The following is a 12522-nucleotide window of genomic DNA, read 5'->3' on the forward strand; positions in this document are numbered from 1 at the left end:
GCCCAGCAGGTGGCCGCGCAGGCGTTCGGTGACGAACGCCAGGCGGCTCTCGGCCTCCAGTTCCCCGCCGGGTTCGAGCAGGGCCCGGTGCAGGGGCCGCCGGCCGCCCGCCTTTTCCGGGCCCGCTGCTCCGGCCGCCCGGCCGCCTCCTCAGCCCGTGTTGCGCTCGAACACCAGGCGCAGGCCGATGAGGGTCAGCCAGGGCTCGTGGACGTCGACCGTCTCGCACTCCCCCACCACCGTCGAGGCCAGGCCCCCCGTGGCCACGACCGTGACGTCGTCGGGGTTGTCGGTGAGCTCGGCGACCATCCGGTCGACGATCCCGTCCACCTGGCCCGCGAACCCGAAGACGATGCCCGAGCGCAGCGCCTCCGTGGTGTTCTTGGCGATCGCGGCGCGGGGCCGCACGATCTCCACCATGTGCAGCTGGGCGCCGCGCCGGGACAGGGCGTCCACCGAGATGTCGATGCCCGGGGCGATGGCGCCGCCCACGTACTCGCCCTTGGTGCTGACCGCGTCGAACGTGGTGGCGGTGCCGAAGTCGACCACCACGGCCGGGCCGCCGTAGAGGTGGTCGGCGGCCAGCGCGTTGATGATGCGGTCGCTGCCGACCTCCTTGGGGTTGTCCATCCGGATCGGCACGCCCGTCTTGACGCCCGGCTCGACGATCACCGCGGCGACGCCGTCGAAGTGGCGGCGGAACATGTCGCGCATCTCGTGCTGCACCGAGGGGACCGAGCAGCACAGGGCCAGCCCGTCGATGTCGTCCACCCCGCCGTGTGCGCTCCCCTCCAGGAGCCCGCGCAGCACCACCGACCACTCGTCGGCGGTGCGCCGGGTGTCGGTCCCCACTCTCCAGTGTTCGAGCAGGTCCTCCCCCTCGAAGAGACCGAAGACCGTCTCGGAGTTACCGACGTCGATCGCCAGCAGCATGGACCCTCATCCTGGTCGAAGTGTCTTTTCTGGGAATCCTCTCCCAATCCCGGCCTTCACGGGAAGTCGGACGGCGGATCCGTTCACAGCAGATCGAGGGCGATGTCCAGGGCGGGGCTGGAGTGGGTGAGGGCGCCGACGGCGAGGTAGTCCACCCCCGTCCCGGCGACGTCGGCGGCGACGTCCAGGGTCAGGCCGCCCGAGGACTCCAGGCGGGCGCGCCCGGCGACCAGGGCGACGGCCTCGGCGAGCTCGGGGACGGTGAAGTTGTCGAGCAGGATCTCCTCGGCGCCCTCCGCCAGGGCCTCCTCGATCTGGTCGATCCGGTCGACCTCGACCTCCAGGGGGATCCCCGGGAAGCGCTCGCGCACGGCGCGGACGGCGGCGCCCACACCGCCCGCGGCGACCACGTGGTTGTCCTTGATGAGCCCGGCGTCGCTGAGGCAGTAGCGGTGGTTGACCCCGCCGCCTCGGCGCACGGCGTACTTCTCCAGGGCGCGCAGCCCGGCGTGGGTCTTGCGGCTGTCGCGGACGCGGGCGCCGGTCCCGGCGACGGCGTCCACCCAGGCGCGGGTGGCGGTGGCGATCCCGGACAGGTGGGTGAGCAGGTTGAGCGCGGTGCGCTCGGCGGTGAGCAGGTCGCGGGTGCGGGCGGTGACGGTCATGAGGACGTCGCCCCGCTTGACGGCGTCGCCGTCGGACGCCTGCCGGGCGACCTCCAGGGCGCCGTCGGAGCCCAGCCAGAACACCAGCTCCGCCAGCGGCAGGCCGCAGACGGTCCCGTCGGCGCGGGCCACCACGTGGGCGGTGCGGACCTGGTCGGCGGGGATGGTGGCGACGGAGGTGACGTCGACCCCGGCCCCGCCGGTGAGGTCCTCGGCCAGGGCACGGCGGACCAGGTCCACGTGCGCCTGGTGGGGCGCGGTCCAGGGGAGCGTGAACTCGTCGCGGACGTCCGGCCCGGGAGCGTCCCCGGCGAGGGGGAACGCGATGGTGTCGAGCTCGGCGGCGAGTCCGGGCGGCAGCGAGGGGGTCCAGGGTTCGTCGGTGGCCACGGGCGTGTCCCCTTCCAGTCGGACGATCACCGGACGGACCCGCCACCGCGGGCGGGGGCCGGCGTGGTCGGCGCGTTGATGGGAGCCGCGGCTCTCGGTGCGGTGGGCCGCGGCGGCGGCCACGAGGCGGGCCACCGTGAGCAGGTCGGCGGCCTCCCAGGAGGCCGTGTCGGGGGTGACCGGGGCGGCGGAGTCCGTGAGGGCGTCCAGCTCGGCGACCAGCGTCGCCAGGCCCTCGCCGGTGCGCAGCACCCCGGCGTGGCGCGACATCAGGGAGCGGACCCGGGCGACGACGGCCGGGTCGGGCAGGGCGGTCACCCGCGGGGCGGGCACGCCCCCGGTCGGCAGCGGTCCGCGCTCGGCGGCCAGCCGGGCGGCGATGCGCTCGGCGAACACCAGGCCCTCCAGCAGCGAGTTGGAGGCGAGCCGGTTGGCGCCGTGGACGCCGGTGCGGGCGACCTCGCCCACCGCCCACAGGCCGGGAACCCCGGTGCTGCCGTCGATGTCCACCTCCACACCGCCGGAGGCGTAGTGGGCGGCCGGGGCGACGGGGATCGGCTCGGCCAGCGGGTCGATGCCGTTCTCCCGGCAGGACGCCAGGATGGTCGGGAAGCGGCTCTCCCAGACGGCCGCGCCGAAGTGGCGGGTTTCCAGGTACACGTGGTCGACGCCCTGCTCCGCCATCGTCCTGGCGATGGTGCGGGCGACCACGTCACGGGGGGCCAGGTCGGCGAGCTCGTGGACGCCCTCCATGATCCGGTTCCCCGCGGCGTCCACCAGGTAGGCGCCCTCGCCGCGCAGCGCCTCCGAGACCAGGGGCTGGCGGCCGCGGGCCTGGGCGCCGAGCCAGAGCACCGTCGGGTGGAACTGGATGAACTCCAGGTCGCGCAGGCGGGCCCCGGCCCGGGCGGCCAGGGCGAGCCCGTCGCCGGTGGACACCGGCGGGTTGGTGGTGGCGGCGAAGATCTGGCCGAGCCCGCCGGTGGCCAGCACCACGGCCGGGGCGAGGGCGGCGCCGACCCCGTCGCGGCTGCCCTCCCCCATGACGTGCAGGGAGACGCCGCAGACCGCACCGGTGCCGGGGTCGCGCAGGGCGTCCAGCGCCACCGCGTGCTCGATGATCTCGATGCGCTCCTCGGCCAGCACGGCCTCGACCAGGGCGCGCTGGATCTCCGCACCGGTGGCGTCGCCCCCGGCGTGGGCGACCCGGTCGGCGCGGTGGCCGCCCTCCCGGGTCAGGGAGAGGCCGCCGTCGGCGTCGCGGTCGAACTCGGCGCCCAGGGCGATGAGGCGGCGCAGCGCCTCGGGCCCCTCGGCGGCCAGGACGTGGACGGCGTAGGGGTCGGACAGCCCGGCCCCGGCCAGGTGGGTGTCGACCATGTGGGCGACCGGGTCGTCCCCGGGGGCCACGGCCGCGGCGATGCCGCCCTGGGCGTAGGCGGTGGAGCCGGTGGAGATCCGGTCCTTGGTCACGAGCACGACGCGCCCGGCCCCGGCGCGGCCCAGGTAGCCGAGCGCGGTGCTCAGGCCCGCGATGCCGGAGCCGACGATGACGACGTCGGCGGTGACGGTCCAGCCCGGCGCGGGTGCGTCGAGCCGGGTCGGGGTGGCTGTGCTCATGGGGATCTTCTTCCGGGGAGGGCGCGGTGACGCGGGGACCGGTGGTCTAGAAGCGGATCGACGTGTTGTCGATCAGGCGGGTGGTGCCGACCCGGGCGGCCAGCGCCAGCACCGCGTCACCGCGGTGGTCGTCGGCGACCTCGGCGAAGGTGGACGGGTCGATGAGGGCCAGGTAGTCGGGTTCGACCGGCGGCTCGCCCCCGGCCGCCTCCTCCAGCACCGCGGCCGCCGCGGTCCGGGCCGCGGCGGCCCCCCGCCCGGCGGCACTGCGGGCCGCTTCCAGGGAGCGCGACAGCGCCAGGGCGGCGGTGCGCTCGGCGGCGGAGAGGTAGACGTTGCGGCTGGAGGAGGCCAGGCCGTCGGGGTCGCGCAGGATGGGCGCGCCCACGATCTCCACCGGGAAGTCGAGGTCGGCGACCATGCGGCGGATGAGCGCGATCTGCTGGGCGTCCTTCTCCCCGAAGACCGCCAGGTCGGGCCGGACCAGGTGGAAGAGCTTGCCGACCACCGTGAGGACGCCGGTGAAGTGGCCGGGCCGGGAGGCGCCCTCCAGCCGCTCCCCCATCTCCCCCGCCTCGATGGTGACCATGGGCCGGCCGGCCGGGTACATGGTCTCGGTCTCCGGGGCGAAGACCACGTCCACGCCCTCCTGGGCGCACCGGGCGGTGTCGCCCTCCAGGTCGCGCGGGTAGCGGTCGAAGTCCTCGTTCGGGCCGAACTGGAGGGGGTTGACGAAGATGCTCACGACCACGGTGTCGGCCCGCTCCCGGGCGATCCGCATGAGGCTCTGGTGCCCCCCGTGCAGGGCGCCCATGGTGGGCACGAGGGCGGTGCGCCCGGCGTCGGCCAGGGCGCGGCGCAGCTCGTGGGGCGTGCGCACCACGAGCGGGGCGGAGAGGTCGGTGGATGAGGTCATGCGGGTTTCCCTGGGGTGTCCGTGACGTGTCGGTGGTGGTCCGGGTGCCGCGGCGGCGGGCGGACGGTCAGCGGCGCAGTACGTCGAGGAGCGGTTCGGCCGCCTCGGGCTTGAGCATCCCGGCGTTGATGGCCAGGTCGGCGGTGAGCCGGGCCAGCTCGATGTAGGCGGCGGCGCTCTCGGGCGCGTGGGCGCGCAGCTGCTCGATGTGTCCGGCGACGGTCCCGGCGTCACCGCGCAGGACCGGGCCGCTGAGGCCGTGGATGCCCAGCCTCAGGGCGTTGTCCAGGGAGGCGCTGAGCAGGGGGGCGATCATCCGGCCGGGGTCGGGGACCCCGGCGGCGGACAGCAGCGAGGCGCTGTCGGCGACGAGGGTGACCAGGTGGTTGGCGCCCCCGGCCAGGGCCGCGTGGTAGAGGGTGCGCTTGTCCTCGGCGATCCAGACGGGTTCGGCGCCCATCTCGACCACCAGTGCCTCGGCGATGGGCCGCAGCGGGTCGGGGGCGGTGATCCCGAACGCGCAGTCGGCCAGCCTCTCGAGGTCCTCGTCGCGGCCGGTGAAGGCCATGGCCGGGTGCAGGGCCAGCGGCAGGGCGCCGGCGGCGGTGGCCGGGGCCAGCACCCCGTACCCGTGGGCCCCGCTGGCGTGGGCGAGGAGCTTGCCGCGCAGGTCGACGCCGGTGGCGGCCAGCCCCTCGGCGAGTTCGGCCAGGGCGTCGTCGGGGACCGTGAGCAGGACGAGGTCGGCGGCCTCGACCACGCGCGCGGGCTCCATCAGCCGCGCGGTGGGCAGGCGCTCGGCGGCACGGGCCTTGGAGGCCTCGGAGACGGCCGAGGCGGCGACGACCCGGTGCCCGGCCAGGCCCAGCGCCCGGCCCAGGACCGAGCCGACGCGGCCGGGACCGATGACGCCGATCCGCAGCCGGGCCGGACGCCCCTGCGTGGTCTCCATGCCTGTGCCCCCTCGTCGTGAGTGCGTCCGGCCCTCCCCGGCCGTGACGCCTGAGCACACGATAGTCCTCCCCGCCGCCCCCTCCCGCGCGCCGCCCCTGGTCGAGGGCACGGTCCGGCGGACGCGCGAGGGGGCGGGCCCCGTCGGGCCCGCCCCCGGTCCACCGCCGCGGTGCCCCGTGCTCGGGGCGGCCGGGTCAGTCCTGGATGATCACCCCGGAGTTGAAGCAGGAGGCGAGGGACTGGCCGAGGACGGCGTTCGAGTTGCCGCAGCCCTGGTTCACGTTCTCGATGCCGTTGATGTAGGCGATGTTGCCGCTGACGTTGGAGCCGTGGCCGGAGGTCCAGGCCCCGCTCTGCGCCGCCGCCGGTACCGCGGAGAGGAGGATCCCGGCGGAGGAGGCCAGGACCAGTGCACCGGTGGCGAGCGTCTTCTTCAGCACTACGCGTTCTCCTTGTCGTGTCCGGGTCGGGGGGACCGCCGGGCTCGTCGCTGGCGCCGTGTCGGCACCGGTGCTGAAACTACCCGTGGACCTCGCATTTTCGACCCCCCTGAACTGGGATCATCACGAAGAATTCCTTTTGAGTGACGTTGCGTGATGGCTTTTCGGGGCAAAGGGCGGCCAAGCGGCGGCCCGAAGAAGCACGAAGCGTCACCATCGGCGGTGATTCAGCACGACGCCAATGCGCTTTACAGCCGTCGGCCTATCCGGAGCACGGATTCGTGCGCGGCACGGTCGGCCCCGGACGCGGAACACGGCCGGCCCCGGACATGAAAAGGAGCGCCGCTCCGTCGTCACGGAGCGGCGCCCGGGAAGTCCACTCGGCCCCGGATCCGCCGGGACGCCCCCGACAGGGACGTCTCCGGCCGGGACCCTCCCGGCCGTCAGGGCCGGAAAGCGGTCGCTACCAGTTCTTGACGGTGGCGCCGGAGTCCACGCAGTTGGCGCCGGCCACGCCGAGGATGGCGATCGCGTTGCCGCAGACGTTGATCGGAACGTCCAGGTCGGCCACCAGCTGGTTGCCGCCGAGGATGCTTCCGTTGCCGGAGGTGAAGACGTTGCTGTTGGCCATGGCCGGAGCGCCCGTGAACAGAACGCCCGCGGCGGCGGCGACGATGGCACTGGCGGCGAAAGCCTTCTTCAGCATGTGTTTCTCCCGTTCGGACCGAACGGCGGGGGCGCCGATCGGTCGATAACGTTGACCATGTGTACAACCGAGAACACTCAACGTGTTCGGTCACCATTTAGCCATACTCGGCGGCCGCCAGAGGCCAGAACACGCGAGCTTTTCGCGGCCTTGACCTGGAGTTATCACCCATCGTGAGTACCCATGTCGGACATGAGAGCCATTAGCGGCAGCAATTTACGCCCTTGATGTGCCGCACGTCACATCACTCTTCCCCGGAGTCCTCCGCGCGTGTCATGGTCGCCCGTGTCGCCCAGCGTTCGGGGCCCGCCGCCGGGACCCGCGCCCGCCTCCCCAGGTCGACCATCTCGTCCAGCAGGCGGCGGGCCTCGGCCGCCTCCCGGTTCTGGGCCCGCGCCCGGACCGGTCCCGGCGGGACGCCCACGCCGAACGCCACCCGGCCGGTGAACCGGGACAGCGGTCCGGCGGTCAGCCGCAGGGCCTGCACCCGCTCCATCGGCACGACCTCCGTCACCCGGCAGAACAGCCCCGAGACGGTCACGAACAGGTGCGCGTCCACGCCCACCAGGGACCGCGAGCCCTTCCGGCCCGGCACCAGCGGCACGTACGCCACCTCGCTCTCCGGGAACAGCTCGTTGACCAGCGCGTAGGCCCGCCGCCGGGGCGCCACCGGGAGCAGCGTCGCCGAGTCGGCCTGGCGGGCCCCCGCGTACCCGGCCACCGTCGCCTCGACGCGGGCCACGCCCAGCGCCCGCCACAGCAGCGGCTCCACCACCCGCACGGCCTGGACCCGGCCCGGGGGGACCGTCTGCATGCGCCGCTGGAACATCCCGTAGCGGAGCCGCAGCCCGTCGGAGGAGACCGAGGCGTAGTAGTCGGTGTAGCGGGCCAGCGGTCCCCAGAACGACCGGATCAGCCCCAGCGTGAGCGGCACCAGCGCCCCCAGCACCCCGGGCTCGCGGAACATCACTCCGGCGGTGACCGTCGCGGCCAGGCCCAGGGAGGCCAGCAGCACCGGGACCCGGAAGGTGAGCGCGCCCAGCAGGAGCAGGAACGGCAACCGGTAGAAGGGCCACTCCGGCGCCTCCGGCGAGCGGCCGGACAGCCCGGCGGCGTGCGCCAGGACCGCGACGCGCATCTTCTCGGCGGTCCCGTGGCGCAGGTAGCGCAGGCGGACCGCGCTGTTGTCGCCGCCGGCCAGCTCGATGCGCAGTTCGGCCAGGCCGAACACCTGGCCCAGCAGCGGCCGGACCACGTCGACCGCCTGGAGCCTGCTCAGCGGGATCTCCCGGGAGCCGCGCATCACCAGTCCGCTGTGCACCACCAGGTGGTCCTCGCGCAGCCCGAAGCTGCCGTACCACCAGGAGGGCAGCGTGTAGGCGAGCGCGCCGAACAGGACCGCGATGGTCAGCATGACCACCCACGCGTACCCGAAGATCGTGAGGATGGGACCGGCCAGCGCCACGAAGGCCAGGGTCACCGCCAGGACGCGGATCGGCACCATCGACCAGTGCGCCCGGTACACGCCCGTGGTGACGTCCTCCTCCCGGCGCCGGAGCGGGGCCGGGGGCTGGCGCTGCCACACCGTCGGCGGCAGCATCACCGGCGGCCCGTACCCCGGCGGCCCCGAGTCGGCCGGCCCGGGCCCCTGCGGCACCGGCCACTGCGACACGGGCCCCTGCGGCACGGGCGGGTGCGCGGGACGGGGCGGGCCGGGCGGGTGCGGGTGCCCCGGGGGCGCCGACCGCTGCGGCGGCCCCGGCGGTGCCTGCGGGGGCCGCTGCGGCACGGGCTGCGGAGCCCGCGGCGGGCCCTGAGGCGCCGGTGGCGGCCCCTGGGGACGGGGGGAGTCGGGACGGTCGGGTTCGTGCATCTACAACCCCGTGGAGAACGTCTCGCTGCGGGACGCCAGCCGGTCGCGCAGACCCACGGCCTCCGCCAACGGCAGGCCGACCACACGCGTGTCGGCGGTGCTGGCGGCGGTGCGGACCCGCACCGTGGCGATGCCCAGCGCCTGTTCGAGCAGGTCGGCGGTGGTGTCCACCACCTGCATGCGCCCGTAGGGCACGACCACCAGCTGGCGGACGAACACCCCGTACGTCAGGTACAGCTCCGTCGCCCCCTCGACGTACCCCCAGGAGCTCTGGAAACGGCCGGCCAGCACCCAGCCCGCGCCGAGCACGGCCAGGGCCGCGACCGCCCAGACCGCGGCCCAGACCCGGTCCGCCCACAGGAACAGGAGCAGCACCCCGATCAGCCCGGACCCCAGGCACAGGGCGCCCACCACCAGACGGCGGTACCAGGCCAGGGCCGGGGACACCCGGAGCCACTCGGTGCCCTCGGGCGCGGCGAAGGCCGCGTCGAGCGGGCGCTCCGGCGCGGGGGGCGGCGGGTCGGTCGGTGTCGGTTCGCTGGTGTCCACGGGCCCAGTCAACCATTTGCCGCCGCTCCCCGTCCGGAGGCGGTCCGGGATCGGTCAGGCCGTCCCGGGGCGGTCGTCGTCGCGGTCCTCGTCCCCGGGCACCCGGCAGGCGTACTCCAGGTACAGGGCGGCGGCCGCCAGCACGCCCGCGGCCAGCGCCGTTCCCAGGGCGGTGAGGAACACCTCCCGGTGCACCGGCAGCCCCAGGTTGTCCACGACCGTGAGCGCCACCCCCACGCAGAAGCCGCCGAACAGCGCGGCGGCCAGCACGCTCGCCTTGGCCAGGGCGACCAGGCGGGCGGCGCTGAGCGGCGGGATCGGCTCGGTGCCGGGCGCCCGGCGGATCCTGCGCCGTGTCCGCCCGGCGGTGAACGCCTCGGCGAAGGCGAGCAGCAGCAGTGTGGGGATCGCCGTCCACGGCATGGGCGGCAGTCCGGGCAGCGCCGTCCCGAACAGCGCCCCCAGCAGCAGGCCGACGGCCCCGAGCAGCACCGGCGTGCGCCACCCGGTGGGGTGCAGGCGCCGCTCGTCGTCCTCCTCGTCGGTCATCGGATCCCCCCGGGCGGGAGCAGCCGCAGGTCGTCGCGCCGGCGGAGCCCCTGTTCGCCCCCGGTGTCCGCGGCCTCCACCGCGGCCAGCAGGTCGGCGAGCGGTCCGCGCCCGGGCAGCTCCGCGCCGGGGTCGGCGTCCAGCCACGGGCGCAGCACGAACGCCCGCAGGTGGGCGCGCGGGTGCGGAAGCGTCAGGACGGGGTCGTCGGAGCGCACGTCGCCGAAGGCGATGACGTCCACGTCCAGGGTGCGCGGGCCCCAGCGGACCTCTCGCACCCGGTCGAAGGCGCGCTCGGCGGCCTGCGCGCGCTCCAGCAGCTCCCCGGGCGTGCCGTCGGTCTCGACGACCACCACGGCGTTGAGGTAGGCGCCCTGTTCGGGGCCGCCCACCGGGGCGGTCTCGTACACCGGGGACAGCGCGACCGGGGCGGGCGCGCCCGCCCCGGTCAGCAGGTGCTCCACCCCGCCGCGCAGGGTCGCCCACCGGTCGCCGAGGTTGGACCCCAGGGCCAGGACGGCACGTGTCACCGCGCGGCACCCCCCGCCCCGGGCACGGTGCCGCGCACCACGGTCACGGACACGTCCGCGAACTCGTGCTCGATCGGCGCCGACGGCTTGTGCACGGTCAGTTCGACCCCGCGCACCCGCGGGTCGGCCGTGCACTCGGCGGCCAGCCGCTCGGCGAGGGTCTCGATCAGGTCCACCGGCTCCCCCGTGACGATCGCGACCAGCCGGTCGGCGAGCAGTCCGTAGTGGACGGTGTCGGCCACGTCGTCGGAGGCGGCGGCGGGCGCCAGGTCCAGGTACAGGACGGCGTCCACCACGAAGTCCTGGCCCTCGCGGCGCTCGAAGTCGAACACGCCGTGGTGGCCGCGGGCCCGCAGGCCCCGCAGGGCGATGCGGTCGGTCATTCCTCCCCGCCCTCGTCCTCGTCGTCGCCCATGAGCACCGGCGAGGCGTGGTGGGACCACAGCCGCCACCCCTGCGCGGTGTCGACGAACAGGTTGGTCGTGACGACCTGGCCCCCGGCGATGAACCCGGGGTTGCCGTCCTCGGCGGTGAGCACGTTCTCCTCGCACGTCACCATCGCGATGTCGCCGCCCACCCCGATGTGGGTCTCGGTGAGGACGTACTGGATGTAGGTGACGTTGGCCATGATCAGGGACCAGGCCCGCATGATCTCGGTGCGGCCGCGCAGCAGCGGCCACCCGGGGTTGACGCACACCAGGTCGGGGGCCTCGTGCTCCTCGGCCCACACACTGCGCATCAGGTCGATGTCGCCGTTCTCGATGGCGCTGTAGAACTGCGCGTTGGCCTCGGCCACGCGCTCCATGACCTCCTGGCGGGACCTCACCGGCGGCCCCGACCCGTGCCGTCGGCGTCCTCGAAGCGCCCCTCGACGAGGGCCTTCCCGCCGTCGGACCAGGCGGCGGCCACCCGGACCGCGTCGGCGCTGGCGCGCACGTCGTGCACCCGCACCGCCCAGGCGCCCCGGTCGGCCGACAGGGTGGTCAGGGCGGCGGTGGCGGCGTCGCATTCGAGGAAGGGCCGCTCCTCCCCCTTGGGTTCGCTCAGCAGCCGGCTCAGGAAGCGCTTGCGCGACCCCGCCACCAGGACGGGGCGGCCCAGCTCGTGGAACCGGTCGAGATGCCTCAGGAGCGCCCAGTTGTGGGCCTGCTCGGGTCGTTTGGAGAATCCGAGTCCCGGGTCGAGGACGATCTGCCCCGGGTCGACGCCTGCACTGATCATGGCCTCCATACGGTCGCGGAGCTCATCGATGACCTCCTGGACGACATCCGTGTACACGGCACGGCTCTGCATGTCATGACTATGCCCGCGCCAGTGCATCAACACGTAGGAGACACCGGAAGCGGCCACGAGCCGCGCCATGGCCGGGTCGGCCAGCCCGCCGCTGACGTCGTTGACCAGGACGGCGCCGGCCTCCACGGCCCGCTCGGCGACCTCGGCCCGCATGGTGTCCACGCTGACGGCCACTCCGCGCGCGGCGAGGGCCCTGACCACCGGTTCGACCCGGCGCAGCTCCTCCTCGGCCGGAACGCGCTGGGCGCCCGGGCGGGTCGACTCGCCGCCGACGTCGATGATGTCGGCGCCCTCGTCGACCAGCCGCAGGCCGTGCTCGACCGCCCGCTCGGGGTCGAACCAGGCTCCGCCGTCGGAGAAGGAATCGGGGGTGACGTTCACTACCCCCATGACCAGGCACCGCCCGCGATCGGGCAGGCCCGGAAGTGTGTATTTCGGCCCCATGGGGGTCACCTTACGCGTAACCACAGGGGCCGGGGGCTCACGCCCCCGGCCCCTGTCCGGATGTTCTCCACGTCACCCGCCGGCGGTCAGCGGCGGTCCAGGATGAGGCTCATCGCCTCCGAGCGGGTGCGGTCGCTGCTGCGGAAGATCCCGCGCACCGCCGAGGTGACGGTCTGGGCCCCGGGCTTGCGCACCCCGCGCATCGTCATGCACAGGTGCTCGGCCTCCACGACCACGATCACACCCCGCGGGTTGAGGTGCTCCATGATGGCGTCGGCCACCTGGCCGGTGAGCCGCTCCTGCACCTGGGGGCGGCGCGCGAAGACGTCGACCAGGCGGGCGAGCTTGCTCAGGCCGGTGATGCGGCCGTCGGAGCCGGGGATGTACCCGACGTGCGCCACCCCGTAGAACGGCACCAGGTGGTGCTCGCAGGTGGAGTACAGCTCGATGTCCTTGACCAGGACCATCTCCTCGTGCCCGGCCTCGAACACGGTGGTGAGCACGTCGTCGGGCTTCTGCCCGAGTCCGGCGAACTGCTCCTCGTAGGCGCGGGCGACCCGCTCCGGCGTCTTGAGCAGGCCGTCGCGGTCGGGGTCCTCGCCGATGGCGATGAGGATCTCGCGGACGGCGCGCTCGATGCGCTCGCGGTCCACGGGTCTG

The 12522-nt window shown here is 74.4% G+C and carries 14 protein-coding genes; all 14 read right to left on the reverse strand.

Features of this window, described 5'->3' with window-relative positions; genetic code table 11:
- Nucleotides 1-150: 150 nt before the first annotated feature.
- The 14 genes from ABZ249_RS30535 to folE all read right to left on the reverse strand — a co-directional run bounded on the left by ABZ249_RS30535 (nucleotide 151) and on the right by folE (nucleotide 12515).
- Entirely contained in the window at nucleotides 151-933 is a 783-nt protein-coding gene (locus ABZ249_RS30535; RefSeq protein WP_220563497.1) for a type III pantothenate kinase, read from the reverse strand.
- 83 nt (nucleotides 934-1016) lie between these two features.
- Nucleotides 1017-3608, reverse strand: a complete 2592-nt coding sequence (locus ABZ249_RS30540) for an L-aspartate oxidase (RefSeq protein ID WP_355269699.1) — start codon at nucleotides 3606-3608, stop codon at nucleotides 1017-1019.
- Between the two features lie 46 nt (nucleotides 3609-3654).
- A complete protein-coding gene (gene panC, locus ABZ249_RS30545) occupies nucleotides 3655-4524 on the reverse strand; it encodes a pantoate--beta-alanine ligase (protein WP_355269701.1) in 870 nt (289 codons plus the stop codon).
- Between the two features lie 67 nt (nucleotides 4525-4591).
- A complete protein-coding gene (locus tag ABZ249_RS30550) occupies nucleotides 4592-5476 on the reverse strand; it encodes a DUF2520 domain-containing protein (protein ID WP_355269703.1) in 885 nt (294 codons plus the stop codon).
- A gap of 196 nt (nucleotides 5477-5672) precedes the next feature.
- A complete protein-coding gene (locus tag ABZ249_RS30555) occupies nucleotides 5673-5918 on the reverse strand; it encodes a hypothetical protein (protein WP_220563501.1) in 246 nt (81 codons plus the stop codon).
- Nucleotides 5919-6381: 463 nt separating this feature from the next.
- A complete protein-coding gene (locus tag ABZ249_RS30560) occupies nucleotides 6382-6624 on the reverse strand; it encodes a chaplin family protein (protein WP_355269705.1) in 243 nt (80 codons plus the stop codon).
- 244 nt (nucleotides 6625-6868) lie between these two features.
- Nucleotides 6869-8224 carry a PH domain-containing protein gene (locus tag ABZ249_RS30565; RefSeq protein ID WP_355269751.1) on the reverse strand — a complete coding sequence of 452 codons (1356 nt, stop codon included), beginning with the start codon at nucleotides 8222-8224 and terminating at the stop codon, nucleotides 6869-6871.
- A 273-nt stretch (nucleotides 8225-8497) separates the two neighbouring features.
- Nucleotides 8498-8944 (reverse strand): PH domain-containing protein, encoded by a 447-nt coding sequence (locus tag ABZ249_RS30570; RefSeq protein ID WP_355269753.1) that lies wholly within the window; start codon nucleotides 8942-8944, stop codon nucleotides 8498-8500.
- Between the two features lie 156 nt (nucleotides 8945-9100).
- Nucleotides 9101-9595, reverse strand: a complete 495-nt coding sequence (locus ABZ249_RS30575; RefSeq protein ID WP_355269707.1) for a DUF3180 domain-containing protein — start codon at nucleotides 9593-9595, stop codon at nucleotides 9101-9103.
- Nucleotides 9592-10125, reverse strand: coding sequence for a 2-amino-4-hydroxy-6-hydroxymethyldihydropteridine diphosphokinase (gene folK, locus ABZ249_RS30580; RefSeq protein ID WP_355269709.1), 534 nt, complete (start codon nucleotides 10123-10125; stop codon nucleotides 9592-9594). Before folK ends, ABZ249_RS30575 begins: the two co-directional genes overlap by 4 nt.
- A complete protein-coding gene (gene folB, locus ABZ249_RS30585) occupies nucleotides 10122-10508 on the reverse strand; it encodes a dihydroneopterin aldolase (RefSeq protein ID WP_355269711.1) in 387 nt (128 codons plus the stop codon). Before folB ends, folK begins: the two co-directional genes overlap by 4 nt.
- Nucleotides 10505-10951: a nuclear transport factor 2 family protein gene (locus ABZ249_RS30590; protein ID WP_220563505.1), complete on the reverse strand. Its 447-nt coding sequence runs from the start codon at nucleotides 10949-10951 to the stop codon at nucleotides 10505-10507. The genes folB and ABZ249_RS30590 overlap by 4 nt, the downstream gene beginning before the upstream one ends.
- A complete protein-coding gene (gene folP, locus ABZ249_RS30595) occupies nucleotides 10948-11808 on the reverse strand; it encodes a dihydropteroate synthase (protein ID WP_220563506.1) in 861 nt (286 codons plus the stop codon). The genes ABZ249_RS30590 and folP overlap by 4 nt, the downstream gene beginning before the upstream one ends.
- Before the next feature lie 140 nt (nucleotides 11809-11948).
- Complete coding sequence (gene folE / locus ABZ249_RS30600) at nucleotides 11949-12515, reverse strand: GTP cyclohydrolase I FolE (protein WP_355269755.1); 567 nt, start codon at nucleotides 12513-12515, stop codon at nucleotides 11949-11951.
- Between the last annotated feature and the right edge of the window lie 7 nt (nucleotides 12516-12522).

Origin of the sequence: Nocardiopsis sp. NPDC006139, from assembly GCF_040614155.1 — a bacterium.
Lineage (GTDB): Bacteria > Actinomycetota > Actinomycetes > Streptosporangiales > Streptosporangiaceae > Nocardiopsis > Nocardiopsis changdeensis.